A 26,237-nucleotide genomic window follows, 5' to 3' on the forward strand; every position below is an offset into this window, starting at 1 on the left:
AGCGTTCAACTTCCACCCAACACCAACGACACCCCGTTCGCCTTCAGCTCGGCGAACGAGAAGCTGAGTTCACCGCGACGCCCCACGTTGACCACATAGCGGTCCTGCCCCTCGGTGACCTCGAACGTGATCCCGAACGTGCACATGTACCGACCGCCCCTGCCCTCTTCCAGGTACGTCGTGGTGAGGATCTCCCCCTTGCCGTTCTTGACGGTCACCGGTGTCCCCGGATTCACATCGCTGTACCCGCCTGCCCCTTCACAACTGGATCCGTCGACCTCGATCGACGGGGAGTACGCGCTCGGTGAGTCGTCGTTGAGGGTGAACGTTCCGGTGATCGTCGCGGTCTCCAGGACGTGAAACCCCTCAGCGAACTCCGGGCAGAAGTACTGCACCGCAACCTCGTCGGCGGGCATACCTTCCTGCGGGGCGCCCTCGCTCAACTGCCGGCATACCTGCCTACCACGCGCCACCGCATTGGCGTCGGAGTTGAACTCGCCCGCATATCCGGACTGCTGCAGCGCCTTCAGGTACTCCACTTCAGGATCGACCTGCTCGCGATTGACGTACAGGTACGTCCCGATGCCCGCACCGACGACAGCCACAACGAGCACGGCCGCCGACACCGCCGCCCACTTCCTCCTGCGGTGACGTCGCTTGGCCTTCGGGCTCGACGAACCTGACTGAGCAACGGCACCTTCCATCTGCACCTTGCCCACCGGATCGAGCACTTCGACGTCGCCATCGCGCGCCAGATCCGTCGCCTGGCCACTCACGAAGTACCGGCCCTCATGGCGTCCTGTCGGATCGGGACGCCAGCCGCTATCCCCGGTAGCGCCGACCACCGGCGCCGCCGACTCATGCCAGGTGTCGCCGACCTTCACCGCTCCACACGAGCCACAATGCGAGTAGTCGGTCAGTGCCGCACCGCAGAACACACAGAATCCCATGGTTGCGCCTACTCACTTCCTGTACACAGTCGTACGTTCCGGCCCGAACAGGTTGCTGAGGAACTTCGCGAAGCAGTCGTCCACGCCGAAGCCCTGGCGATCACACCATCCGTTCGCACCCTCGGGATAGACCCAGGACGGACCGACCACCGTCACCCACCAGTCGCTGTCGTTGAACGTCGACCACTGGCCCGAGTACACGAGTCGAGCCTGATCGAATCGCTGCCGGAAATCGAGGTGGTCACGCAGCACGTCGGCATTGCTGAGCGTTCGGCCATCGGCAACCAACCCGGCGCGCTTCGAACTGACCTGCGGCACCCAACGATTGGCTCCGCCGTCGAGCACCACTGGGTAGTCGGCATCCCGCAGCTCGTTGAGCACCGCCTTGGCGACCCCGTCCACGCTGCCGTGTTCCGGCTCCGCAGGCCCGACCGCCACCAGTTCGTCGGTAGTAGACGTCGACGCGACCGGCGTCGCCGTACGCGTTTCGCCTCGATGCGCGACGAGCGTCGGCTTGCCGCTGACCATGTCGGGTGTCCGCCAGTACATGCCCTTCGGGAACACCAGCGTGCGATGCTCCGGCACACCCGCCTTCATCTCAACCGGGGACGCGGAGAAGTCGAACTCCCCGGCCGCGATATCGCGTTCCCCGTCGGCGACCGTCACCCGGACCGCCTCTCCCGCCTCAACGTCGCCACCCGGGCAACCAGAGAACAACGCAGCCCCGACCACGAGGCCCTCGTCCCTGAGGTCGAACGACTCCGTTTCCAGAATCGGAGGTGCAGTACAGGCGGGCTGCGCGGCCACCGCCGCGGGCGTGCCGGTTCCGAACCCTCCGGCCGCGGAGTCCTCGGCAGAGTTTTCACTCGACGACCGATAGAGCAGCACCGCGGTGGTCGCGCCCGCGGCCACCACAACAACCGCGGCAACACTCCCGAGGATCAACCCGAGTCGCCGTTTGGTCGGCGGCTCGGAACCCGCCGAGTCCTCGTCCGACGGGAACGGCACCACACCGATCGGCGACCCACACACACTGCAGAACCGGTAGCTCGGCGAGTTCGCATGCCCCTGCGGGCACAACACACCTCCGGACTGCCCACCCGTCTGGCTCCACGCGTTGCTCATCGCCCGCACCCCCGATCACGACATGCAGCTAAAGTACCCTGACCTCGCAAAATGCGCGCAGGATCGTCCGAAGACGTCGCTCACGGACACTCTTCCGAATCGATCCGCACCACCCCGAAGTCGATGGCCGTGTCCGCGGCGAACGAAGCACCCGGTGCCGGCGTCGAGCTGCACACCTGCCAGTTGCGGTCACTGATCTGCGCCCGCCCCTGCCCGGACAAATCAGTGGAGCTGCTGAACCAAACCGCACCCCTACTGACGGACTGAATTGCGTCCTGGGCACCCTGTAGATCCATCCCGATCAGATTCGGCATCGTCCACGACGGCTCCGCGGAGGCCGGCGGGCTCACCGCGATCGCCGAACCCACCAGCACCGCCGCCAGTACGACCTTCTTCATGACAATCTCCTTGTTCGAAGTAGCCGCACAGCATCGCATCCGGTACCGACAAGCGCTTAGAGCTTCTGGGCATCAAGGGCCTTCATCAGCGCCTGCCGGACCTGTGCCATGAACGACGCGAAATCCGCACTCCCGCCGCCTTGCTCGTAGAGCTCGGCCATCCTCGCCAGCGTCGCCGCGATGTCGGGATACACCTTGGAATTGGGATACCTCAGGTCGGTTTCGAGCTGCGGACGGTACAGGTCGGCGGCGGCAACGGGCCGTGACGCGGCGCCCCGCTGGGCCAACTCCTGCCACGCCCAGCCAGGTCCGTAACGGTCGGCAGCCTCCCACGCCGCATCGAAATCGTCCTCGGCGAGCGACAACTGCACCAGCACTGCGCCGTGGGCGTATCGGTCGGTGGCCAGCTGCTGTGCGTGGTCAAACGCCCACGCGCGTTCGGAGTCACCGGCGGCTTGAATCTGGCGCGCTTCCGTCCACGGCACCCCCATGGTCCGCCACCGGCTGCATCGATGCTGTCGAACCGGTCGTCGCGTGTCGCTCGACTGTCGCTGCGGGGTGGGCGGCGACATAGTCACTTTCCGCACCCGCAGCGCCAAGCTCTACCCGCGGCCCCGCCGCGCCAACCGCACCACCCAGTCCGGGAACGCCAACCCATGAATGGTCCGTTGCGTCCGGAAGTACTGGCGGCCAAGCGAAGCCGTGTTGTACGGCAGGTCGTACTTCTCGCACAGCTCCCGCACCCGCACGCTCACCTCGGGCAGCCGGTTGCTCGGCAGGTCCGGGAACAGGTGGTGCTCGATCTGGTAGCACAGGTGCCCACCCGAGATCGCCAGCGGCCGGCTCGCGTTGAAGTTCGCGGTGCCGAGCATCTGGCGCAGGTACCACTCGCCCTTGGTCTCGTCCTTGACCACCGCCGGGTCGAACGTCTCGGCGCCGTCGGGGATGTGCCCGCAGATGATGTTGACGTACACCCACAGGTTGCGGATCACGTTCGCCGTGAAGTTGGCCGCGAATGTCCGCCGCCACCGGCGCAGGCTCAGCGCCGGCACGAACAGGTAATCCTTGGCCAGCTGCCGGCCGATCTTGGCGCGGAACTTGCGCTTCTCCCCCGCCAACACGGCCGGCTCGCCGCGCAGCTTCTCCGAGTGCAGGCCGTGCAGCGCGATGCCCCACTCGAACATGGCCGCTAGCACCAGGTTTCGCAGCGGAGTCGCCAGGTGCACCGGGCGCCACTTCTGATCGGTGGTCACCCGATGCAGCCGGTAGCCGATGTCCTCGTCCATGCCGAGCACGTTGCTGTACACGTGATGCCGGTAGTTGTGGGAGTAGCGCCACTGCGCCGAATCCCCGACCATGTCCCACTCCCAGGTGTTGGAGTGGATCTCCGGATCGTTCATCCAGTCCCATTGGCCGTGGGAGATGTTGTGCCCGAGTTCCATGTTCTCGATGGACTTCGCATACGCCAGCGACAAGGTGCCCACCAGCCAACCGGTGCGCGACTTGCTGCAGGCGATCGTCAGGCGCGCGGCGACGTCGAGGGCCCGCTGGAAATGGATCACCCGCCGGATGTAGGCCGCGTCCTTGGCCCCGAGCGAGTCCTCGATGTCGCGGCGGATCACGTCCAGCTCATAGGCGATCTCTTCGACGTCCGCGTCGGTCAGATGCAGGTAGCTGGGGACATCGGCGATCGCCATCAGGGTGTTCCTCGGGTGGGTCCGGTTGAGAGCGGCGAACCGGGCCACCGCGAACATTCGGGTCGCAGCTTATGGCCTCGGGCTACCGATCGGTAATCGAGGACCGCGCGCCGCCCAACCCGGCGGCGCCGAGGACGTTGCTGCGTGCGACGGCCCCACCGACAGCCTCGGCGAGGACCAGCGTGAACACCCCGCCGAACCTCAACTCCCGCGCCGGCGCGCCTTGTCTGCTCCGCTGAGTGTGTTCTCAGCTACACCGCCGACCGACCCGGTCAGGCCCACCCGACGCACCCCTCGAGCGCGGGCGGGCCCCACCGCTAGGTGTCGGCGGCTTCCGCGGTGAACTGCCCTCGCCGGATGAGCGAGGTGACCGCGGAGTCCCACCGCTGCAGCTCGTCGGCGGAGTAGAACGGTCCGGGGATGTGCCGTTCGATGTGGCTGCGGAGCATGGCGGCCCCGACCCGCAGGATCAGCGGGTTGATCGTCCCCCACAGCAGATCGAGGTCGGCGCGGACCAGCCCGTGCTCGGCGTACTTCTCACCCTGCTCGGTGCTGATCCGCAACAGCCCGTCGAAGATGACGGCTCCGATCTCGTCACCCTCACTCAATGCATGGGCGACGTAATCGGTGACCTCGGGATAGGTGTGGAAGAGCCGGGCGAACCGCCCGCGCAGCTCCACCGAGTGGTCCGCCGGCGGCTCCGGGAGCGGCTCGGATTCGAGCACTTCACCGAAGACCTGCAGCACATACTCGTCGACCGCGGCGGTCAGGCCGGCCTTGTTGCCGAAGTAATGCTGCACCAGCCCGACGCTCACCCCGGCAGCCTCGGCCACCGCGCGCAACGGCGTGTTGGAAACGCCTTGCCGGGCAAAAGATTTGATTGCGGCGTCAACGATGCGCTCTCGACTGGTCGGCTCGACGGGAGTCGCCGGACGGAGGAACACCGTGTCTGTCACCACGGCGACTCTATTCGAATACCCATTCCCATACAAGTGTTCAAAGTTGCAATATGCGCGCGATGTATTGCAATATGCGTGTATGGTTTGGCTCGTCGGAGTGACGAGCTCTGGACTATCTTCGAGCGGCCCTGTCCGAGACCGCCTGGCCTACCGGTGAGGGGGTACTGATGGCCGTTTGGGGTGAATACATGGAATCGATGCTGCGCCAACAGATCCAGGCCGCATGCGATGCCGTGCACAGAGACCCAGACGACGGAGCCGCATGTGACCGCTTGCAGCGGCTGCTGACCGCGGCTACGAACAACCGCGCCGAGGTAGAGCAACCGCTGGACTGGCATCGCCTTATCAGGCGGGCCTGCGACGAGGTCTACGACGCCCCAGAGGATCCCGAGGCCCGGCACCGGCTGCTGTTGCTCCTGGCCGCGCGCAGCGCCGGGACCTGTCAGTGCGCGACGTGATAGACCTGGCGAGACCTGCACAACACCGAGCACACCACCCCGCGGTCCCGCATACTCAAATCCCATGAGCGACGTCATCACCCGCCTGATGGAAGCCAACCTGCTGGCCGTGTTCGACGAACGCGACCCGGGCCGCCGCGCCGCGGCCATCGCGAAGACCTACGCCTCCGACGTGGAGTGGACCGACGAGGACGGCGTCAGCGTCGGTCACGAAGCACTCGACACCAAGGCCGCCGCCCTGCAGAACGGCGCGCTGCAGGGCCTGCACTTCGTCAAGGCCGGCCCGGTCCGCCAGACCGGCGATCTCGGGTTCCTCGCATGGGAGGTGCACACCCCCGACAACATCGCTGTCGCATCGGGTTTCGACGTCGCACTGATCGCCGGCGACCGCATCACCCGGCTCTGGACCATCCTCACCGAGAGCGGCTAGAGGTCGAGCACCAACGGACCGTTCGCCGACCGCGACACGCACACCAGCATCTGCCCGAGGTCGCGCTGCTCACCGGTCAGCGTGTGGTCGCGGTGGTCCACCTTCCCGGACACCACCCGCTGCACGCACGTCCCGCAAAACCCTTGCTGGCATGAGAAACTCACGTCCGGACGCGCCTCGCGCAGCGCCGCCAACGCACTCTGCCCGGCCCCGACCGCGACAACGTCACCCGAGGAGGACAACACCATCTCGAACGGGCGCCCGTCCACCACCGGCACCGGGGAGAACCGTTCGATGTGCAGTTCGCAGCGCTGCGGGGCCCCGCCCCGCACCAGGTCCATCATCGGCGGGGGCCCGCACGCATACACCGCCGTCCACGGCGTCACATCGTCGAGAAGATCTGCCACGGTGGGCAATCCGGACACATCGTCCGTCAGCACCCGCACCCGGTCACCGAAGCCCTCCAGCTCCTCCAGGAACGGCAAGCTGTCGCGGTGCCGGCCGGTGTAGCGCAGCGACCAGTCCATCCCCACCCGGTCCGCCAGCCGCACCATCGGCAGGATCGGCGTGATCCCGATACCGCCGGCGATGAACCGCAGCCGCTCCGAGCGCGACCCGGACCCGGGCAGCGGCATCATGAACGCGTTGCGCGGATCGCTGACCTGCACCCGCTGCCCCACCGTCAAGTCGTGCACCTCGATCGAGGCCCCGCCGTGGCCCGGGATCTGGCGCACCGCGATCCGGTACTGATCGAGGCGGTCCGGGTCACCGCACAGCGAGTACTGCCGGGTCCGGCCCGACGGTAGGTGCACGTCGATGTGCGCGCCGGGATGCCAGCGCCGCAGTTCCGCACCGTCGGCGGCGACCAGGGTGAGCGCCACGACGTCGGGATCGCGGGCCACCACCCGGCGTTCCTCGACCACCATCTCCCGACGGTTGCGCACCCGCGGCAGGTCGGGCAGCTCCGCGTCCCCACCCAGGCGCATCACCACCGACAGAAAATGCGGCACCACCGTCCCGACCGCACGGAAGAGCGCATCAGAGGACCGTCCGTACAACCCCGGCGGGGGCTCACCGACATACGGCCGGACCAGCCGCGACCACCGCTCACCCATGGCTGGCGCGCGCCGCCGGCGAACTGGCCAGGTAGGCGACCGCCTGCGCGGTGCTGCCCTCGTCGGCCGGATCGTAATCGCGGCGCAGCAGCGTCAGCCCGGACCGGACGTAGTACGCCATCGACGGCAACCCGCCGGTCTTCCCGGAGCGTCGCAGTTTCCACAGCAGCCGCAGATACCCCGTTCTCGGAAGCGCCGGATCATGGTTGACCAGATACTTGGTGCCCCGCAGCATCAACGCGAAGAACACCACGGTGACCATCATCCCGGCCGCGGCCTGCGCGAAGTAGTCCATCCCGAAGTACTTCGCCACGTTGAAAGAGACGTGCCGGTGCTCGACCTCCTCGGCGCCGTGCCAGCGGTACAGGTCGGTCAGCGTCGGGTCCGCGCCGAGTTCGTCCCAGCGGTTGTTGAGCGCCCAGTGCCCCAGCACCCCGGTGTAGTGCTCGGCCGCGCTGAGCGCGTGCGTCCCGGAGGCGATGACTTTGCGGCGGTCATCCGCACTCGCCCGCGCAACACGTTGGTCGTACTGGCCGACCACCCATTCCAGTTGGGTCGTGAACGGATCCGGGTCGATCCCGTGCCTGCGCAGGTACTGCGCCAACACCTGGTCGTGGGTGCGGGCGTGCACCGCCTCCTGGCCGATGAATCCGACGATCTCCTCGCGCAGATGTTCATCGCGCACGAATTCCAAAGAATCCGAGAGCAATTTGCTGAACCATCGTTCGGCGACCGGCAGGAACAAATTCAGCGCGGTCACCCCGTGCGAGGCATAGGGATCGCCCGGGATCCACTGCAGCGGGACGTTTGACCAGTCGAATTGGACATTGCGGGGGCGCAGGGCGATCTCTTCCGGGGCGAAATCGTCCGCGGCCGGGGCGCCGGCCGGTGGCTCGGTCATCCGCCCACAATGCCCCGCAACGGTGTTGCTCAAACCGACTTCAGCGAACCGGCAGCACAGAACAGGTAGCGGGCTACTCGGTCCGGCTCCCCGACCGTCAGCCACCCTCGATGTGCACACAGAGGAAGGGATCCGACATGAACAAGCACAGGAACACCCGAGCTGCGGATCTGGCCCGCGAGCAGGAACTCGAGGTCGACGCCGCCCGGCTGCGGGAATTCGCGAGCTTTGCCAAGTTCTCCGACGCCGACCTGCGCCGACTCGTCCGCGCCGCGCACCGCACCTCCACCTCCGGGCCGTGGCCGCTGATCCTGGAGCAGACCCCCTCGCACTCCTGCTACATCCTGCTCAGCGGGGAGGTCGCGGTGTACATCGGCCGCGACCGGGTGGCCGTGGTCGGGCCGGGCGAGGTGATCGGCGAATCCGCGCTGCGCCGCGGGATCCTGCGCAATGCGACGGTGACGACCACCGGCAAGGCCGAGGTGCTGCACATTGCCCGCGACGATCTCGACCGGCTGCTCGTCGAGATCCCGGCGCTGCGCGAAACCATGGACGCGACGGTCGCCAAACACGTCCGTGCCGCGGCCGCCCACTGACCGCAGCGACTACGCCGATCTCGGGGGCCGCCCCGTCGCCGGGGACAGCCGCGCCACCCCACGCAACACCCACGGGGTGCGCCGGGCCACCACCCCCACGGCCCGGTCGGTCCGGTGCATCGCGGCCCGCGGACCCGGCGTCGGTGTCGAAGCCAGCCGGGCCTCCGCCGATCCCGCCTGATCCCCGTGCCGGTCGACCGCAAGCAGCTGCCAACTGCCGGGCACCCCACGCAACGTGACGATGCCGCGGTCCTGAAAGCTCGTGCCCGAGCCGACCACCAGGTCGCGGACGGTGCGCGAGACCAGGATCTCGCCGGCCCCGGCCTGCCCGAGGATCCGCGCGGCGATGTGCACCGCGATCCCGGCGATGTCGTCGTCGAGCAGCTCGCACTCCCCGGTGTGGATGCCCGCCCGGATCTCGAAGCCCAGCGTCTCGGCGTCGGTGTGCAGCGCCTCGGCGCAGCGGATGGCCTGGGTGGGCCCGTCGAAGGTGGCCAGATGACCGTCGCCGGTGCTCTTGACCACCGCGCCGCCGAACCGCCGCACCAGATCGGCGTTGATCTCCCCGAACCGCATCATCACCGCCCGCCACCGTTCATCGCCGGCGGAGGCAGCGTGTTGGGTCGAGGAGACGATGTCGGTGAACAGCACGGTGCGCAGGGCACGGTGCGACTGCGACGGCACGGCGTGCCCACCGGTCAGGAACTCCTCGATCCCGGTCAGGATGGTGGCGGGTTCGGTGAACCACGGCGCATGGTCCACCCCACCGACCTCGAGGTACCGCGCGCCGGGAATGTGGTCGGCCAGAAACCGGCCGCACTGCACCGGCATCGCGTCCCCACGCGCGTGCATGATCATCGTCGGCACCGCCAGCGTCGGCAGCACCGACCGGATGTCGATGTAGAGGTTCGATTCGATTGTGGCGCGCGCCATTCCGGGGCTGGCCGACATCCGCTCGAACATGGCGAGCTGACGTTGTGAGCGCACCGAGGGGAACAACGCCTTGGCGGCCTCGCCGCTGCCCCAGGTCGTCCGGGCGGCCCGGGCGAACTCCTGCAGATCGGCCACCTGCTCGAGTGACGGTGCGTACTGCTCACCCAGTTCGTCGCACACCCGCGCCCGCAACACGGCCGGATCACCGAGCACCTCGTCCCACCCGCCGCCGGACAGGTAGGCGAAGGCACCGTAGGCGATCAACGCCCGTGTCCGCTGGGGCCGCTTCGCCGCGAAGTAGACCGACTGCGCTCCGCCCTCGCTCATCCCGAAGATCACTGCCCGCCCGAAGCCGGCGGCGTCCAGCACGGCCTCGATCTCGGTGACCCGGTCATCGAGGGTGCGCACCTGCGGTACCGGATCCGACAATCCGACACCGGCCTTGTCGAACAGGGCGATCCGGCAGAAGGTGGCCAGTTGGTCGAAGAAGGCCTTGAACTCGGGCAGGGTCCAGAACAGCTCGACATGGCTGACCATCGGCCCGACGAAGACAAGGTCGATCGGCCCGTCACCGAACAGCTGGTAGGCCAGGCTCAGCTCGCCGCACGGAGCGTACGAGGTTTCAGGCACAAACTCCGAGCATAATTGTCCTGCCCGCCAAATCGCCGGTTTCGGCAGATGCCGTCCGCTACCGGGCCAGCGCCGCCAACCGCCGCCGAGACGCCTCGGTCCGCACGATCTGCGGCCACCAGAACCATTTGCCCAGCAGCGCGGCGATCGCCGGCGTCATGAACGACCGCACCACCAGGGTGTCGAACAGCAGGCCCAGCGCGATGGTGGTGCCCACCTGGGCCATCACCTTCAGATCACTGAACGCGAACGACGCCATGGTGAATGCGAACACCAGACCGGCCGAGGTGACCACCGAACCGGTGCCGGCCATGGCCCGGATGATGCCGGTTTTCAGGCCGCCGGGCAGTTCCTCCTTGAACCGCGACACCAGCAGCAGGTTGTAGTCCGAGCCGACCGCCAGCAGCAGGATCACCGACATCGGCAGCACCATCCAGTGCAGCTCCAGCCCGAGCAGGTGCTGCCACAGCAACACCGACATGCCGAACGAGGCACCCAGCGAGAGCAGCACGGTGCCGACGATCACCGCGGCCGCGACGAGGCTGCGGGTGATGAGCAGCATGATGACGAAAATCAGTGAGGCGGCGGCGATCCCGGCGATGATCAGATCCCACTGGGCGCCGTCGTGCATGTCCTTGTAGGTCGCGGCGGTGCCGGCCAGGAAGATCTTCGATCCCTCCAGCGGGGTGCCCTTGATGGCCTCCTTGGCCGCCGTGCGGATCGGGTCGACGTGCGCGATGCCGTCCGGAGTGGCCGGGTCCCCCTCGTGACTGATGATGAACCGCACCGACTTTCCGTCCGGGGAGATGAAGTTCTCCATACCCCGCTTGAAGTCCTCGTTCTCGAACGCCTCCGGCGGCAGGTAGAACGAGTCGTCGTTGCGGGAGTCGTCGAAGGCCTCCCCCATGGCCGTCGAGTTCTCCTGCATCGCCGAGCCCTGGTCCTGCATGCCCTTCTGGGTCTGATACATGGTCAGCATCGACTCGCGCATGTTGCGCATGACGCGAATGTTCTCCGGCATCAGTGCGACCATCTGCGGCATCAGCGTGTCCAGGTGCTGCAGATCCGGTACCAGCTTCTGCACATCGGTGGTCATCGTGTCGATGCCGTCGAGGGTGTCGAAGATCGACCGCATGGTCCAGCAGACCGGGATGTCATAACAGTGTGGTTCCCAGTAGAAATAGTTGCGGATCGGCCGCAGGAAGTCGTCGAAATCGGCGATGTGGTCCCGCAATTCGACGATGTCGAGGGTCATATCGTTGGTCTTGAGCACCATCTGGTGGGTGGTGGCCGCCATCTGCTCGGTGATCGAGGACATCGACTCCATGGTCTCGATGTTGGTCTGCATATCGTCGGCCTGGCGCAGCATGTCGGCGAACTGGTCCTGGCGGTACTTCTCGTTCATCGTCTGGGTGGCGCCCTGCTGGCTGAGCATGAACGGAATCGTGGTGTGCTCGATCGGTTTTCCGTTGGGTCGGGTGATGGTCTGCACCCGCGCCACCCCGGGCACCGCGAGGATGGCCTTGGCGATCTTGTTGATCACCAGGAAGTCGGCCGGGTTACGCAGATCGCGGTCGCTTTCCACCATCAGCAGTTCGGGGTTCATCCGGGCCGCGCTGAAATGCCGTTCTGCGGCGGCGTATCCGACGTTGGCCGACAAGTCCTCCGGCAGATAGCGCCGGGAGTCGTAGTTGGTCATGTAACCGGGCAGCGTGATCAGTCCGACGACGGCCAGCGCGAGGCTGGCCACCAACACCGGGCCAGGCCAGCGCACCACGGTCACCCCGATGCGTCGCCAACCCTGCGAGCGGATGGCCCGTTTGGGTTCGAAGCGGCCGAACCGGCTGCCGATCGTGATGACCGCCGGGCCCAGTGTCAGCGCTGCCAGCACCGCCACCAGGGTGCCGATCGCGCACGGCACACCCATCGTCTGGAAGTACGGCAGCCGGGTGACCGACAGGCACAACATGGCGCCGGCAATCGTCAACCCCGAACCCAACACCACGTGGGCGGTGCCGCCGAACATGCTGTAGTACGCGCGTTCCCGGTCCTCGCCGGCACCGCGCGCCTCCTGGTAGCGGCCGACCGCGAAGATGGCGTAATCGGTGCCGGCCGCGATGATCATCAGCGTCAACAGGTTCACCGCGAACGTGGAGAGCCCGATGATCCCCGCGTTGGCCAGAAACGCCACCACGCCGCGGGCGGCGCCGAGTTCGACGAAGACCATCAACAGAATCAGGATCGTGGTGCCGATCGAGCGGTACACGATCAGCAGCATCGCCAGGATGACGCCGAGGGTGATCAGGGTGACCCGGGCGATGCTCTTGTCCCCGGCGTGGTGCTGATCGGAGATCAGCGGCGCCCCACCGGTGACGAACACCTGCAGACCGGCCGGCGGCGGCGTGGACGCGACGATGTCGCGGACGGCCTGTACCGACTCGTTGGCCAGCGTCTCGCCCTGGTTGCCGTGCAGATACAGCTGGACATAGGCCGACTTTCCGTCGGCGCTCTGCGCACCCGCGGCCGTCAGGGTGTCACCCCAGAAGTCGGCGACGTGCTGGATGTGCGCGGGGTCGGCCTCGAACTTGTCGATCAGCCCGTCGTAGTAGTGATGGGCTTCCGCGCCCAGGGGCTGATCACTCTCCAGCACCACCATGGCGTTGGAGTCCGAGTCGAACTCGGCGAAGTTGGCGCCGATGCGCTTCATCGCGATCATCGAGGGAGCGTTCTGGGCGCTCATCCCGACGGTGTGCTCCTCGCCGACCTTCTCCAGGGACGGCACGAGCACATTGGTGGCCACGGTGAGCACCAACCAGCCGAGCACGATGGGTACGGCGAACACCCGGATGAACTGCCCGATCTTGGATCGGCCGGCGGTGACGGTCATGTGGGGCCCATTCGGATGACAGAGTCGTTATCCGGCGTAACTTACGTAGCCCGTTTAACCATCAGCAATGGGTCTGCCGGATTGACAGTAACCTCACAGGCTCAGGCGAAGAGGCCGTCGAGCGCGCTCTGCTCCAGCTTCACCCACCGGGCCACGTCCTTGCGCACCCCATCGACCTGTTTGGGGGTCAGGTGCTGAGCACCGTCCTCGGGGGTGATCCGGCACAGATCCATCGGCCCGCCGACGCTCGACGACGAGGCGTCCAGCGCGTCGAGCACCCGCAGCGCCGCCACCAGGCCGTAGTCGACATCGCGTTCGGGCATCTGGAAATGCGTGAGCAGGGCGTGGGCCTGCTGGGCCATCGGCGCCCCGCTGCCGACCGCCTGGAAACCCGTCTCCTCGTGGTGCCCGAGCAGCGCGTTCGGGTCGAGATCGATGATGAACGGCTGGTCCCCCACGTAACCCGCGGCCAGGATGTAGGTGGCCGGGGTGCCGGCCTTCTCCTGCCCCGGCACGCTGGGGATGAAGTTCTCGTAGTGGTATTCCAGGACGGGCCGGACCCGGGCCTGGATGGCGTGCCCGACGTCCTTGGCCTCGATGATCGCGTCGGCCTCTTCGGTGAAGATCTTCTCGACGTCGTAGAGCACCGCCCGTGACCCGCTGCCGCCCCAGGCGGCGGCACCGCCGAGCGGGTGCAGCTTCTGCGCCGGATAGGTCAGCCCTCGGCCGGGATCGGTGATCTGGGAGTCCGAGCCCAACACGATCCCATTCGCGCACCGCAGCGCGAGGACAACGGTCATGGCCCGATCCTATGGTGGTCTCATGCCCGCGGACGAGCATCGCTCCGGTGTCGACCTGACGAACCTGGATCAGCCGCTCACGCCCGAGGCCGGGGCCTCCAAGCGCGATCTGGTGGATTACCTGGACGCCGTCGCCGACCGGATCCTGCCCGGCCTGGCCGGCCGCCCGCTGACGGTGCTGCGGGTGCTGCGCGGGCGGGCACCGTTCATGCAGAAGAACGTGCCCAAGTACACCCCGGACTGGGTGCAGACGGTGCCGATCTGGGCCGAGGCCTCGCACCGCGAGATCCGCTACGCGCTGTGCAACGACCGGCGCACCCTGCTGTGGCTGGCCAATCAGCGCGCCGTCGAGTACCACCCGGCGCTGGGTTTGGCCGACAACATCTACCGGCCCACCCACCTGATCCTGGACCTCGACCCGCCCGACGCCGATGATTTCGGCGCGGTGGTCGCCGTCGCGCAAATGGTGCACCAGGCGTTGTCGGACTGCGGGCTGGCCGGGGCGGTGAAGACCAGCGGTTCGCGCGGGCTGCACATCTTCGTCCCGATCGACGACAGCGCACCCGGGGACGACGTGGCCGCGGCGACCCGGGCGCTGGCCGCCCGCGCCGAGGCGCTCGACCCGGCCATCGCGACAACGGCTTTCATCGTCGAGGACCGGGCCGGCAAGGTGTTCGTCGACGCCACCCGCTCCGGTGGGGCGACGGTGGCTGCTGTTTACAGCCCGCGGTTGCGGCCTGGCACCCCGGTGTCGTTCCCGCTGGCCTGGGAGGAACTGCGCGAGGTGCACCCGTCCGACTTCACCGTGCACACCGCGCTGGACCGCCTCGGTGAGCGTGACCCGTGGGCCGAGTCGATGCCCGCGCCGCAGCGGCTGCCGGCCGATCTGATCGCCCAGGGTCACACCATCCCGGTCGCCCGGGTGGCCGCCATGCACGAGGGCAAACGGCGTGCCAAGGCGCAGCGCGAAAAGTCACGCCCCGAAAAAAGCTGAAGCCCCGCCGGGTTACCGCACATCGGCGCCGCGACGTCGTACCGTCGAAGCACTATGGCGAGAAACGGACCTCCCGAAGAACCGGGCTACTACTCCGACGACGACCCCACCCAGTACGCGGCGAACTACAGCGACTACACCCAGCCGTATCCCGCGGGCGACCCCTACGGCGGCGGCGAACCGCCGGAGCCGCCGCAGCCCTGGTACCGCAAACCCGCCGGTCTGGTGGCGATCGGGGCGATTGCGGCGCTGGTGCTGGCGGCCGCGATCTACGGCATCATCGCCGCGCTCAGCGGCGACTCGTCGCCCTCGACCAGCACCACGACGACCACCACCACGACCTCGGAGACGGCGACCACCAGCGCGGTGGCCCCGGCGCCGGTGCCCACCGAGACGGTGACCGCTCCCCCGGAGACCACCACGACGACCGAGCCGACGACGACCACCACCACGACACCGTCGACCACGACCACGACGACCACCGAGACGACGCCGTCGGTCAGCACCAGCGTCAGCACGGTCACCGAGACGCAGACCGAAACCGAGACCGTGACCCCCGAGGCTCCGGCCGAGGACAACGGCTGAGGCGCCGAATGTGGGCTTGTGGTCGATTTCCGGAGAAGAGTTCGACCACAAGCCGACGTTCGACAGCAGTTGCAGGCCAGGTGTGCTCGTGATGACGAGACTTGGTTACACGATCTAGGGCACCGGCTCGACGGCGTGGATTTCTCCTGAGAGAGTCCAATTGGTCCCCGACACTGGCCGGCAAAGCACTTGGCCGGCCGTAAGTAGGTGATCGGCCGGACTCCATTGCACGCCAGCACGACCGAACAAGTGAATGAGTGGTTGCGTACCCAAGACAGCGAGGCTGTCGTCTTGCAAGAGTTGCATCAGTCGGTTCGCCGGTCGACCGGTTATGCGGGCTAGGCGGTCAGCAACCTCGTCGAGGGGACTGTTGGACGGATGGCTCTGGAATGCGGCGACGGTTCCGTCTATCAGGCCTTTTACAAGTCCGGGATGGGCGCACGTCATTTTTGATGACGGTTGGCCGATCGTGAGAAGTACGGCATACCGTTCCGCGCCGGCGATCGGTTTTTCGGCACGCTCGGCTTCCGCGCCGTGAATCGCAAGCCAGACCTGTTCCAGGCGTTTGGCGGATGGGAACCCGCCGAGGTCGACGTCACTGAAGCTAGCCAAGCCACGAGTGGGCTGCCAATGGTCGAACCAGCCGTCCCGACTCGTCAGCTCGTACTTATACGAACACGGATACCGTCGTCCCGATGGGGCGGTCCCTCGCAAAGAGCTGGCTAGCTCGAAGCGCACGCCATGCCGCGTACTTGGCTTGAAACAGCCGCCTATGGTTTGGTCGATGTTGTAGAGCAACAGATTCTCGACATCCATGTTGTCGGGCTTATAGCCGGCATAGCTGGCGTGAAGGATTTGATCGTCCGTCGCATCCAGCGAGCGCAACGATGAGTGAAGCGTCCTGCGGGCAACCAGCATGGATTCGGTCAGATTCTGAAATGGGATGTAGCGATCGCTCCACAACCGAATCCTGCGCTGTCCATCTCGCGGGCCTTCTATCTCCCAGGCGTCAGATACTCCTGGACCCGATCGAACTCCACCGATCGTGACCAGCGACTGTGAATTGCTCTGTAATCCACGGTTGTTGCGAACGCCAAGACTAGGCGGCTGACACGTTCCACAGGGTGAGAGACCGATGTCAAGAGGTTCTTCCACGACCCACCGCTCCAGATCTACCGAGGCTCGGGCGCAGATCTTTATATATGGGTCAGTAAGAGGTGGCCTTCTGACAATCGTGTGGCACGCAGCGTTGTGAAGTTTGGCGGTGCCGCTCCGACTTCGGTGGACATTGACCACGAACCCGGACTGGTTTGAGCGGACCCAATCGACGTAGTCGTCGTCTCTGTTGTAGAACTCCTCAACGCTCACAGTTCTCTTCTCTGCATTGGGTCACTCGGTCAGACCCCAATACTGGCGGAATGTCATGCGGCATCACCGCCTTTTCGTGATCCCCTACATAGCTACAAAGCGCGCCGGTGCCTTAGCCCAGCTTCGCGACCAGCGCCGCGGTGACCTCGGCGGTGGTCGCCGTCCCGCCGAGGTCCCCGGTGCGGGTCTGCGGCCGCGCCAGGGTCGCCTCCATCGCGGCCAGCACGTCGGCGGCCGCCTCGGGGAACCCGAGGTGATCGAGCATCATCGCCGCCGACCACACCGCTCCCACCGGGTTGGCGACACCTTGGCCGGCGATGTCGGGGGCCGACCCGTGCACCGGCTCGAACATCGACGGGAACTCCCGGGTCGGATCCAGGTTCGCCGACGGGGCGATCCCGATCGACCCGGCCACCGCGGCGGCGAGGTCGGACAGGATGTCGCCGAACAGGTTCGACCCCACCACCACGTCGAAGCGTTGCGGCTGCAGCACGAACTTCGCGGCCAGCGCGTCGATGTGCTCGCTATCCACCTTCACATCCGGGTAGGCCGCGGCCCGCTCGGCGACCACCTCGTCCCAGAACGGCAGCGTGTGCACGATGCCGTTGGACTTGGTGGCCGAGGTGACGTAACCGCGCCGGGTGCGCGCGAGTTCCAGTGCGTAGTCGGCGATCCTGCTGACCCCGACACGGGTGAACACCGACTCCTGCACCGCCATCTCGTCGGGGAATCCTCGGTTCATCCGGCCGCCGATCTCGCTGTACTCACCCTCGACGTTCTCCCGGACCACCACGAAATCCACCTCATCCGCAGTGCGTAACGGGCTCTGCACCCCGTCGAACACCTTGATCGGCCGCAGGTTGACGTATTGCCGGAAGGCCCGCCGGATCGGGATGAGCAGTCCCCACAGGGACACGTGATCGGGCACTCCCGGCCAGCCGACCGCGCCGAGGAAGATCGCGTCGAACCCGCGCAGGGTGTCGATACCGTCCTCGGGCATCATCGCCCCGGTCTGCTGGTAGCGCTGACACGACCAGTCGAAGTCGGTGTAGGACAATTCGATTCCGTGCCGCGCGGTGACCGCGTCGAGCACCGCCCGCGCCGAGTCGACGACCTCCGGGCCTATACCATCCCCGGCGATGACCGCGATCCGCGCCCCGGTCATGCGCCCAGCCCCAGCACGCTGACCATCAGCGGTAGCAGCAGGATGATGAGCAGCGCGCCGATGACGTCAAACGATATGCCGGACTTGATCATCGAGGTGATCTTCACGACGCCGGAGCCGTACACGATCGCGTTCTGCGGGGTGGACACCGGCAGCATGAAGCCGAACGAGGCCGCGAAGGTGGCGGCCAGCGCCGGCACGAAGGGATTCACCCCGGCGGCCACGGCCACCGGGATGATGATCGGCACCACCACCGCCGCGGACGCGGTGTTGCTCGTCGTCTCCGACACGATGATCGCCAGCAGCACCGCGAAGATGGTGATGGCGACCGCGCTGCCCAACCCGAGGGCGTTGTTCACCGAGCTGCCGATGGTCTCGGCCAGCCCGGTGTCGGCGATCAGCGAACCGAAGATGATGCCGGTGCCGAACAGAACGATGGTGCCCCAGTCGATGTCGGCGGCGTCGCGCCAGCGCAGCGTGAATTCGCGTTTCTCCCAGTCGGTGGGCAGCAGGTACAGCAGTGCCGCGCCGAACACCGCCACCATGCCCTCGTCGAGGCGGTCGCTGACGGCGGTGTAGATGTCGGATTCGTTGCCGAACAGCAGCGCCAGCACGCCCGGCAGGATCCACAGGGAGACCGTCACCCCGAACGCGATGAGGGTGTTCTTCTCCGCCCGCGACAACCCGCCGAGCTTTTCCCGCTCTCGGGCCACATAGTCGGCGATGCCGTCGATCCGGTTGATCTCGGGTTTGTTGAGCCGCAACAGGATGAAGGCGAGCGCGATGAACATCGCGACGCAGATCGGCAGCGCGAGCACCACCCATTGGCCGAAGCTGATCCGTTCCCCGGTCGCCTCCTCGATGAGCCCGCGCCCGATCAGGTTGGGCGGGCTGCCCACCGGGGTGAGCAGTCCGCCGACGCTGGCGGCGTAGGCGAGCATGAGCATGAGTGCGGTGCCGACGCGCAGCCGCAGCGGATCGAAGTCGGGTTCGACGTCGCCGCGCTGCTGCAGCAGTTTCGCGATGACGCCGAGGATGCCGAGCGCGGTCGGTAGCAGCATGGCCACCGTGGCGGTGTTGGATACGAAGGCCGACAGCACGCAGGTGATCACGCCGAACGCGATGATCACCCCGGTGGTGGAACGTCCGGCGCGGGGCAGGGCCAGGATGCGGAACGCGAACCGCCGCGCGACACCGTGTTTGAGCATTGCCTGGGCGAGGATGAACGCCCCGATGAAGGTGAACACCGTCGACGACCCGAACGGGCCGAGCACGTCGTCGACCGGGGCGACGCCGAGGAACACCGCCACCGCCACCCCGAGCAGGCCGCCGATCGGGATCGGCACCGCCTCGCTGATCCATAGCGCGATCACCCCGAGCAGCACGGCGGCCAGCACCTGCTGCTCGCGCGGGATGTCGAGTGGCAGCAGCAGGAAGACAATCGTGAGCACCGGCGCCAGGAACAGTCCGATGGTGCGGCGGCCCTTCTCGAAACGCTCCTCCTTGGCCGACAGTTTCTGCTCGCCGAGGCTGCGATAGGTGGCGCTGCCGAGCAGCGCCTTGTCGACGTCGGTCGCCGTGGTGGGGTTCTGACTGGTCATGCCCGCGCTCCGTCCACCCAGGTGTGCCCTGCGCCACACTCAGGTGGGATGTGCCCTCGCCGCGGCGGGCGCTAAACATCGGCCGCGTCGCCCTGGACGCCCTTCGGCGACCGATGTGACGCAGATTACAAATGTCGATCAGCCGGTTATTAAGCCCTAATGCAGTGGCTTAATCACTCAAAGCTAAGCAAGCTAAGCCGCTTAAATGCGCTAAGGCCTTAACCCTTAAGGGGCTAAGAGCCTTAATTCCGGGCTTAAGCGAGCTTAATCCGACCTTAGCGTCAACCGAGAGCTAAGACTTGACGCCCTTAACCCTTAACTCGCGTTAAGTGGTTGAGCCACAACACGTTTGATGTGTTGACGACCCTGTATCGACTATGTACGGTTCTGCCCCACCAGGCCGGCCATGGCCCGGGATACAAACGCAGTGAAAGAAAATCGAAAGGAAACGAAATGGCACAGGACGCACGTGTATTGAATGTCGTGGATCATTTGATCTGGGGGTCCGAGCACCCCGACGATCCCCGGCGTGCTGAAGACGGTGTGACGCCAAGCGCTCGAATCACCGTCGATGTCGACGGGCACGCCTACGTGGACCTGAACGGGGACACCCCGTACCCGGACGGAGCCGGCGGGCCTACCGAATCGGTCGCGGGCCTCTACATGGACGCCGGCCAGTTACGGGAACTCGCCAGCGCGGCCGAACGTGCCGCGACTGCGGTGGAAGCGTTGGCACTCCACCGGCGAGGCCGTTGACCGACGCCGAACCCAGAGCCTCGCATCGAGCGTCGGCCTGTGGTCGAGAACGGACGACACGTTCGACCACAAGCCGACACTCGCGGGACGACCGGCCCAAAAGGAAAGGCCGCAGGTCTGCTGACCTGCGGCCTTTCCTGAGGTGGAGCTGCCGGGAATTGAACCCGGGTCCTACGGCATTCCCTCAAGACTTCTCCGTGCGCAGTTCGCTATGCCTCTACTCGGATCTCCCGGTCACGCGAACAAGCCGAGATGACGATCCCAGTCGCTGTTTGATGTCCCCACGGGTCCCGCGACCGAACCCGTGGGTGGGTCCCTCTAGCTGATGCCAGGATCCGGGCCGAGGGCGCTCCCGGTCTGACAGACACGCAGTCGCTACTTAGGCAGCGAGGGCGTAGTCGCGCTGATTGGTATCGGCGCTTAATTGGTTGCAACGACGCTTACGGTGGTCTCTTGCCTGCACCGGCACGCTTCCCTTGATTCGATGCGCGAAGTCGAAACCGTTCAGCCCCTCGCACCCCCGCCGACGTTCGGCGAGAAAGCCAGTCTACCGGGTGGTCCGACACCGGCAACCGAATAACGTCAGGACGGGCCACTCGGCACGCTGGGCAGGACCGCGCCGATCGGCACCGGCTTGGCGAACAGGTGCCCCTGGGCCAGATCACAGCCCGCGTCGTAGACGGTGTCGGCCTGCGCGGCCATTTCGATACCCTCGGCGACCACCGCCAACCCGAGCGCGTCACAGAGCCGGATCACCGACCGGTACAGCGCCACATCCCGGGCCCGCGCGGCGCCGGCGACCAGGCTGCGATCCAGCTTGACGATCTGCACCGGCAGCACGTGCAGATAGGTCAGCGAGTTGTAGCCGGCGCCGAAGTCGTCCAGGGCGACCTTGATTCCCAGGGCGTTGAGCCGGGCGATCTGGTCGGCGGCGTCGGTGAGGTCGACGATCGGGACGGTCTCGGTGATCTCCAGCACCAGCCGATCCGGTTCGATGCCGTAGCGCTCCAGTGTCCGCATGATGCGCCGCTCGAAGGTGGGATTTCCCAGCCGCGCCGCCCCGACGTTCACGTGGATGTCGAGGTCGATGCCGGCCCCGGACACCTCCCGGCAGGCCATGTCGAGCACCAGCGCGTCGAGGTCGGCACCCATCCCGGCGGCCTCGGCGACCGAGACGAACGTCTCCGGCGAGATCGCGATCCCGTCGGCGGTCGTCCACCGCGCCAGCGCCTCGACGGCCACCGGCGTCTGGTGCGGGAGCCGCACGATGGGCTGGTACACCAGCTGGAATCCGGGCGGTGCGGCGCCGCGGGCCCGGCGCAGCGCGGTCGGGAAGTCGACGCTGACGCCCGAGGACGGCCGGTACACGACGGCGGTGTCCTTGCCGAGCCGTTTCCCGGCGTACATCGACACATCGGCCTGGCGCAGCAGATCGTCGGAGGACTGCGGGACACCGTCCTCACCCGGCCGGACCAGACCCATGCTGGCCCGCACCCGCACCGACGATCCGTTGACCGCGAACGGTTCCCGCAGCGCGACCCGCAGCCGCTCGGCGACCGCCTCGGGTTCGTCGACCGTGCCGTCCATCAGGATCGCGAACTCGTCGCCACCGATCCGGGCCAGCGTGTCGGCCTCGCCCACGCACCGGCCCAGCCGCTCCCCGACCGCGCGCAGCAGCGTGTCCCCCGCGGCGTGCCCGTACCGGTCGTTGACCTCCTTGAAATCGTCGAGGTCGACGAAGATGAGCACGAACCGTCCGGTCCGCATGGCCTCGTCGAGGCGCCGGGCGAACAGCACCCGGTTGGGCAGCCCGGTCAACGAGTCGTGGTGCACCTGGTGCGCCAGCCGCCGCTGCGTCGTCAGCAGCCGCTCGGTCAGCAGGTACTGCGCGCGGATGGCGACCACCTGACGGACCGCCACCAGCAGCACCATCACCACCGTCACCCACAGGATGACCGCGTGCATCGTCGCGCCGCGGCCGAAGTGATACGCGTACAGCACCGCCACGCCGAGGAAGGAGATGTAGGGCAAGATCAGCTGCACCCAGTCGAATCCGTCGGAGCGTTTCGAGGGCCGTTGATCGTGCGGCAATTCCAGCATGGCCATGCCGATGAGCGTCAGTCCGACGGTGAATCCGATGCCACCCCAACGGGTGGCGCCGGCCGCTCCCGCCGAGTCGAAGTAGGCGATGGCCCGGTCGGACGTGATCGTCAGCAGGAAACCGCTACACAGCAGCAACAGATTCGTCCGGTACAGCCGGCCGGGCTGATACGCCATGGCGACCAGCACCGTCGACAACACGACCAGCAGTTCGGCCAGCGCGAAGAGGACCTCGACGGTCACGTTGTCCGACCGCGGCAGCGAAACACTCGATCCGGCGCCGAAACCGCCCATCGCCACCAGGATCAGGAAGGACAGGCAGGCCACTACACCGTCGATGACGGTCGTCGCCGGGGTGGGCCGCGCCGAGCTCTCGTCCGATCCGGTCAGCCCGCCGCCGGCCCGGACCAGCCCCGCGATGGCGACCAACGCGAACAGCGGGCACAGCAGGTAGGCGACCAGACTGATCGTCGGCACCGGTTCACGGAAACCGTGCGCCCACCACAACGCCTCACCGACGGACAGGGAAAGCAGGCCGGTCGACATCAGCAGCCGCCACCGCCGCGACCAGCCGGTCACCCGGCGCGCGACGATCAGGCCGCACAGCCCCCATCCGAACGCGGTGCCCAACCCGACGGTCAAGGCGATGTAACGCGAGATCTCGTGGGGCCAGGGCGATATTGCGTTGACGAACAACAGCGCCACGAGCAGCAACAACCAGAGGCGACGCCGGTGGCCCTTGAACGACACACGCCTCCCTTCGCGTCATCGATCGATGGGTCGTGATGTTACCGAGGGGTCAATACGCCATATACCCGCATGACGAAACTCAGAAAACTATCCGGCGGCGATCATGGCGACCGCGACTGCGGCGGCCACCATGCCCACCACCTGCCAACGAGTCACCTTCTCCTTGAGCACCAGCAGCGCCAACGCGACCGTCGACGCCGGATACAGCGAAATCAGCACCCCTGCCAGCGACAGCAGCGAGGCCTGCAACGCCAGCAGCATGGCCACGTTGGCGACGGTGTCCAGCACCCCGGCCGCCAGTGCCAGCTTGAGCGGCACCCCGCTCGGCGCGCGTAATTGCCCGCCGGCCAGCGCGATCAGCACCACCAGCACCGTGGCCGACGCCCGGGCGAACACCAGCGGCCACAGGCCGGCGTCCACCGGCGCCTGGTCGATCAGCACGAAGTTCAGGCCGAACGCCAGACCCGACCCGACCGTCAGCCAGGCCACCGTCTTGGTGAACCGGTGCGGCGAGGAGTCCTGGTCGGCCACCCCGCGGGACACCAGCACGACAGCGACCAACGCCACCGCGATGCCCAGCAGGGCCAGCGCACCCGGCCGCTCCCCCAGCACCATCCCGACCCCGACGGGTACTCCGGCCACCAGGATCGCGGTCAACGGTGACACCACCGAGATGGGCCCGGCGCCGAGCGCAGCGTAGAACCACCACACCCCGAATGCCTGGCTGATGCCGCACAGCACACCCCACAGCACCGCGGGACTCGAAATCTGTCCGCCCACAACGAATGACAGCGCGGTCAGCAGCACCAACGCCACCGGGTAGGACACCAGCACCACCCGCAGCGCGGCGACGCGGCGGGACGCGATGCCGCCGACAAAGTCGCTGACGCCATAGCCCGCGGCCGAAACCAACGCGAGCAGAACGCCTATCAGCGCATGCCCTTGGCGCGCCGGCCAAGTTCGCGGGTGATCTCCCGGTCGGCGTCGCGCTTGGCCAGGTCCTGGCGCTTGTCGCGGGCCTCTTTACCGCGGGCCAGCGCCAGCTCGACCTTCACCTTGCCGTCGCTGAAGTACAGCGACAGCGGCACCAGGGTGAGGTTGCCGTCGCGGATCTTGCCGACCAGGTTGTCGATCTGGCTGCGGTGCAACAGCAGTTTGCGGTTGCGCCGCGGCGCGTGGTTGGTCCAGGTGCCGTGGTGGTACTCGGCGATGTGCAGGTTCCGCAGCCAGATCTCGCCGTCGTCGACGGTGGCGAACGCGTCGACCAGGGAGGCCTGCCCTTCGCGCAGACTCTTCACCTCGGTGCCAACCAGCACGATCCCGGCCTCATAGGTGTCCAGGATCGCGTAGTTGTGGCGCGCCTTTCGGTTGGTCGCCACCACATGGTTGTTCGCCTTTTCGGCAGCCTTGTCGGGTTTCTTGCTCTTGGTAGCCATCATCATCTTCGTACGTAGAGGCGCAGCGTCACATAGGCCGTGACACCGGCCATCGCCACACCCACGAACAGCAGGATCGGCGCGATGTAGAGGATATCGGCGAAGTCCAGCGGCGCAATCAAATTAGCCTGGGTGAACTGGCTCAGCGCCTTCTCCAGGAACAGGCTGCGCACCGAGAGCAGACCGATCAGCGCCAGCACCACGCCGATGAACGCGGCCAGCATCGCCTCCACCAGGAACGGCAGCTGGGTGTACCAGCGGGTCGCGCCGACCAGCCGCATGATGCCGATCTCGGTGCGCCGCGTGTAAGCCGCCACCTGAACCATGTTGGCAATCAACAACACCGCGCCGATCGCCTGCACCAGCGCCACCGCGAACGCCGCGTTCGACATGCCGTCGAGCAGCGCGAACAGCCGGTCGATCAGATCCTTCTGATTCAGCACGTCGTAGACACCGGGCTGCCCCAGCATGGCGGCGTCGAAATCCTGGTGCTGCTCCGGATTCTCCAGCTTCACGATGAATGACGCCGGGAACGCGTCCTTGCTCGCGACGTCCCTGAACGCGGGCATCTTCTTGACCGCATCCTCATAAGCCGCGTCCTTGTCGACGAAACGCACCGACTTCACGTCGTCGCGCGAGTCGATCAGCGCGCGCAGCGCCTTGCACGGGTCCGCGTCGCAGTTCGGGTCGTTGACCGACACGTCGTTGGTGAGGAAGACCTGGCTCTCAACCCGGTCCAGGTAGATGTCGCGGGACTGGTCGGCCACGCGCATCACCAGCAGACCACCGCCGAACAGGCCGATGGAGATGGCGGTCGTCAGGATCATCGCCACCGTCATCGTGACGTTGCGACGAAGTCCGGTGACGACCTCGTTGATCAGGAAGCCAAAACGCACTAGCGATCCATTCCGTAGACGCCGCGCTGCTCGTCGCGGATGAGCCGGCCCAGTTCGAGTTCGATGACGCGCTGACGCATGGAGTCCACGATGTGGTGGTCGTGCGTCGCCATCAGAACCGTGGTTCCGGTGCGGTTGATCCGCTCGAGCAGATCCATGATGTCCTTGCTGGTCTCGGGGTCCAGGTTGCCGGTGGGCTCGTCGGCCAGCAGCACCAGCGGCCGGTTCACGAACGCCCGCGCGATCGCCACCCGCTGCTGCTCGCCACCGGAGAGCTCGTTGGGCAGCCGGCTGGCCTTGCCGGACAGGCCGACCATCTCCAGCACGTCGGGCACCACCCGGTTGATCACGTCACCGCGCTTACCGATCACTTCCAGCGCGAACGCGACGTTCTCGAACACGGTCTTCTGCTGCAGCAGCCGGAAGTCCTGGAACACGCAGCCGATGACCTGGCGCAACTGCGGGATGTGCCGGCCGGACAGCTTGTTGACGTGGAACTTCGAGACCCGCACATCGCCCTTGGAGGGGTGCTCGGCGCCCAGCAGCAGACGCATGAACGTCGACTTGCCCGAACCCGAGGGGCCGATCAGGAAGACGAACTCACCCTTGTCGATTTTGAGTGAGACGTCATCCAGCGCCGGACGAGCAGAGGATTTGTACTGCTTGCTCACTTTGTCGAGGGTGATCATCACGGCACGCCAGTGTAG

Annotated in this window: 25 protein-coding genes and 1 other RNA gene; 6 read left to right on the plus strand and 20 right to left on the minus strand. The window is 66.7% G+C overall.

Annotation, left to right across the window (positions count from 1 at the left end):
• Positions 1 to 5 precede the first annotated feature (5 nt).
• The 6 genes from V4U86_RS19265 to V4U86_RS19290 form a co-directional block, all read right to left on the minus strand.
• Positions 6 to 950, minus strand: coding sequence for a DUF732 domain-containing protein (locus V4U86_RS19265; protein WP_395307536.1), 945 nt, complete (start codon positions 948 to 950; stop codon positions 6 to 8).
• A gap of 12 nt (positions 951 to 962) precedes the next feature.
• A complete protein-coding gene (locus V4U86_RS19270) occupies positions 963 to 1,961 on the minus strand; it encodes a hypothetical protein (protein WP_395307537.1) in 999 nt (332 codons plus the stop codon).
• A gap of 194 nt (positions 1,962 to 2,155) precedes the next feature.
• Positions 2,156 to 2,473, minus strand: coding sequence for a hypothetical protein (locus tag V4U86_RS19275; RefSeq protein ID WP_395307538.1), 318 nt, complete (start codon positions 2,471 to 2,473; stop codon positions 2,156 to 2,158).
• Between the two features lie 56 nt (positions 2,474 to 2,529).
• Positions 2,530 to 2,964, minus strand: coding sequence for a hypothetical protein (locus V4U86_RS19280; protein ID WP_395307539.1), 435 nt, complete (start codon positions 2,962 to 2,964; stop codon positions 2,530 to 2,532).
• Between the two features lie 111 nt (positions 2,965 to 3,075).
• Positions 3,076 to 4,170, minus strand: a complete 1,095-nt coding sequence (locus tag V4U86_RS19285) for a fatty acid desaturase family protein (protein ID WP_395312119.1) — start codon at positions 4,168 to 4,170, stop codon at positions 3,076 to 3,078.
• Positions 4,171 to 4,487: 317 nt separating this feature from the next.
• Positions 4,488 to 5,126, minus strand: coding sequence for a TetR/AcrR family transcriptional regulator (locus tag V4U86_RS19290; protein WP_395307540.1), 639 nt, complete (start codon positions 5,124 to 5,126; stop codon positions 4,488 to 4,490).
• 191 nt (positions 5,127 to 5,317) lie between these two features.
• Here V4U86_RS19290 and V4U86_RS19295 point away from each other — a divergent pair, with 191 nt between their 5' ends.
• Positions 5,318 to 5,587: a hypothetical protein gene (locus V4U86_RS19295; RefSeq protein ID WP_395307541.1), complete on the plus strand. Its 270-nt coding sequence runs from the start codon at positions 5,318 to 5,320 to the stop codon at positions 5,585 to 5,587.
• A gap of 64 nt (positions 5,588 to 5,651) precedes the next feature.
• On the plus strand, positions 5,652 to 6,017 hold the full coding sequence (locus V4U86_RS19300; protein WP_395307542.1) for a nuclear transport factor 2 family protein: 366 nt from the start codon (positions 5,652 to 5,654) through the stop codon (positions 6,015 to 6,017).
• Here the strand turns inward: V4U86_RS19300 and V4U86_RS19305 are convergent.
• Entirely contained in the window at positions 6,014 to 7,132 is a 1,119-nt protein-coding gene (locus V4U86_RS19305) for a PDR/VanB family oxidoreductase (RefSeq protein WP_395307543.1), read from the minus strand. The genes V4U86_RS19300 and V4U86_RS19305 overlap by 4 nt on opposite strands.
• On the minus strand, positions 7,125 to 8,033 hold the full coding sequence (locus V4U86_RS19310; protein WP_395307544.1) for a metal-dependent hydrolase: 909 nt from the start codon (positions 8,031 to 8,033) through the stop codon (positions 7,125 to 7,127). Before V4U86_RS19310 ends, V4U86_RS19305 begins: the two co-directional genes overlap by 8 nt.
• 137 nt (positions 8,034 to 8,170) lie before the next feature.
• Here V4U86_RS19310 and V4U86_RS19315 point away from each other — a divergent pair, with 137 nt between their 5' ends.
• Complete coding sequence (locus tag V4U86_RS19315; protein ID WP_395307545.1) at positions 8,171 to 8,629, plus strand: cyclic nucleotide-binding domain-containing protein; 459 nt, start codon at positions 8,171 to 8,173, stop codon at positions 8,627 to 8,629.
• 9 nt (positions 8,630 to 8,638) lie between these two features.
• On the opposite strand, the gene V4U86_RS19320 is transcribed toward V4U86_RS19315, so the two are convergent.
• The 3 genes from V4U86_RS19320 to V4U86_RS19330 all read right to left on the minus strand — a co-directional run bounded on the left by V4U86_RS19320 (position 8,639) and on the right by V4U86_RS19330 (position 13,879).
• Positions 8,639 to 10,192, minus strand: coding sequence for an adenylate/guanylate cyclase domain-containing protein (locus tag V4U86_RS19320; RefSeq protein ID WP_395307546.1), 1,554 nt, complete (start codon positions 10,190 to 10,192; stop codon positions 8,639 to 8,641).
• 58 nt (positions 10,193 to 10,250) lie between these two features.
• The gene (locus V4U86_RS19325) at positions 10,251 to 13,079 is read right to left on the minus strand and encodes an RND family transporter (RefSeq protein WP_395307547.1); all 2,829 of its coding nucleotides are present in this window, start codon (positions 13,077 to 13,079) and stop codon (positions 10,251 to 10,253) included.
• Positions 13,080 to 13,180: 101 nt separating this feature from the next.
• Complete coding sequence (locus V4U86_RS19330; protein WP_395307548.1) at positions 13,181 to 13,879, minus strand: proteasome protein; 699 nt, start codon at positions 13,877 to 13,879, stop codon at positions 13,181 to 13,183.
• A gap of 22 nt (positions 13,880 to 13,901) precedes the next feature.
• Between V4U86_RS19330 and V4U86_RS19335 the strand changes: the two genes are divergently transcribed.
• Positions 13,902 to 14,873 carry a DNA polymerase domain-containing protein gene (locus V4U86_RS19335; RefSeq protein ID WP_395307549.1) on the plus strand — a complete coding sequence of 324 codons (972 nt, stop codon included), beginning with the start codon at positions 13,902 to 13,904 and terminating at the stop codon, positions 14,871 to 14,873.
• 54 nt (positions 14,874 to 14,927) lie between these two features.
• A complete protein-coding gene (locus V4U86_RS19340) occupies positions 14,928 to 15,458 on the plus strand; it encodes a hypothetical protein (protein ID WP_395307550.1) in 531 nt (176 codons plus the stop codon).
• 114 nt (positions 15,459 to 15,572) lie between these two features.
• Here V4U86_RS19340 and V4U86_RS19345 read toward each other — a convergent pair whose 3' ends face one another.
• From V4U86_RS19345 to V4U86_RS19355, 3 genes are all read right to left on the minus strand, one after another.
• Entirely contained in the window at positions 15,573 to 16,421 is an 849-nt protein-coding gene (locus V4U86_RS19345; RefSeq protein ID WP_395307551.1) for a hypothetical protein, read from the minus strand.
• A 517-nt stretch (positions 16,422 to 16,938) separates the two neighbouring features.
• On the minus strand, positions 16,939 to 17,991 hold the full coding sequence (locus V4U86_RS19350) for a tartrate dehydrogenase (protein ID WP_395307552.1): 1,053 nt from the start codon (positions 17,989 to 17,991) through the stop codon (positions 16,939 to 16,941).
• Positions 17,988 to 19,592, minus strand: coding sequence for an SLC13 family permease (locus tag V4U86_RS19355; RefSeq protein ID WP_395307553.1), 1,605 nt, complete (start codon positions 19,590 to 19,592; stop codon positions 17,988 to 17,990). Before V4U86_RS19355 ends, V4U86_RS19350 begins: the two co-directional genes overlap by 4 nt.
• A 453-nt stretch (positions 19,593 to 20,045) precedes the next feature.
• Here V4U86_RS19355 and V4U86_RS19360 point away from each other — a divergent pair, with 453 nt between their 5' ends.
• Positions 20,046 to 20,348, plus strand: coding sequence for a hypothetical protein (locus V4U86_RS19360; RefSeq protein WP_395307554.1), 303 nt, complete (start codon positions 20,046 to 20,048; stop codon positions 20,346 to 20,348).
• 140 nt (positions 20,349 to 20,488) lie between these two features.
• Here the strand turns inward: V4U86_RS19360 and ssrA are convergent.
• The 6 genes from ssrA to ftsE form a co-directional block, all read right to left on the minus strand.
• Positions 20,489 to 20,860, minus strand: a transfer-messenger RNA (tmRNA) gene (gene ssrA, locus V4U86_RS19365).
• A gap of 70 nt (positions 20,861 to 20,930) precedes the next feature.
• Positions 20,931 to 23,198, minus strand: coding sequence for a putative bifunctional diguanylate cyclase/phosphodiesterase (locus V4U86_RS19370; RefSeq protein WP_395307555.1), 2,268 nt, complete (start codon positions 23,196 to 23,198; stop codon positions 20,931 to 20,933).
• An 87-nt stretch (positions 23,199 to 23,285) separates the two neighbouring features.
• Positions 23,286 to 24,110, minus strand: coding sequence for an EamA family transporter (locus V4U86_RS19375; protein WP_395307556.1), 825 nt, complete (start codon positions 24,108 to 24,110; stop codon positions 23,286 to 23,288).
• A 17-nt stretch (positions 24,111 to 24,127) separates the two neighbouring features.
• Positions 24,128 to 24,634 (minus strand): SsrA-binding protein SmpB, encoded by a 507-nt coding sequence (gene smpB, locus V4U86_RS19380; RefSeq protein ID WP_395307557.1) that lies wholly within the window; start codon positions 24,632 to 24,634, stop codon positions 24,128 to 24,130.
• A 2-nt stretch (positions 24,635 to 24,636) separates the two neighbouring features.
• Complete coding sequence (gene ftsX / locus V4U86_RS19385) at positions 24,637 to 25,530, minus strand: permease-like cell division protein FtsX (RefSeq protein ID WP_395307558.1); 894 nt, start codon at positions 25,528 to 25,530, stop codon at positions 24,637 to 24,639.
• On the minus strand, positions 25,530 to 26,219 hold the full coding sequence (ftsE, locus tag V4U86_RS19390) for a cell division ATP-binding protein FtsE (RefSeq protein ID WP_395312120.1): 690 nt from the start codon (positions 26,217 to 26,219) through the stop codon (positions 25,530 to 25,532). Before ftsE ends, ftsX begins: the two co-directional genes overlap by 1 nt.
• Positions 26,220 to 26,237 lie beyond the last annotated feature (18 nt).

This window comes from Mycobacterium sp. AMU20-3851 (assembly GCF_043974665.1).
In the GTDB taxonomy this organism is placed as follows: Bacteria; Actinomycetota; Actinomycetes; order Mycobacteriales; family Mycobacteriaceae; genus Mycobacterium.